General features: G+C 49.5%; 1 protein-coding gene. It reads left to right on the top strand.

The annotated features are described in order from the left end of the window. The coding region (locus AC04NP_RS30815) for a putative Ig domain-containing protein (RefSeq protein WP_482863979.1) at positions 1-279 on the top strand (279 nt) is incomplete at both ends.

The raw sequence follows: 279 nt of genomic DNA on the forward strand, positions 1-279 counted from the left end.
CCGATGGTACTTATACGGTAGATATTACGACCACTGATGCAGATGGCGGGGAGACCACGCAGACCGTGAGCATCGTAATTACTCCTGATACGGAGGCTGTTTACACCGTGAATGCTGCCCAGAATGAAGACAGTTATTCCAATGGTGATCAACTGGCGAGTGTAACGGATGCAGATGGGGCGATTACGAGCGCTGTGATTGCTTCAGGCACTTTGCCTACGTGGATGAGTTTGAATGCGACTACTGGTGAAATTACAGTGACTGATGCGACACAGGTAA

The organism is Agaribacillus sp. DX54, from assembly GCF_056858335.1.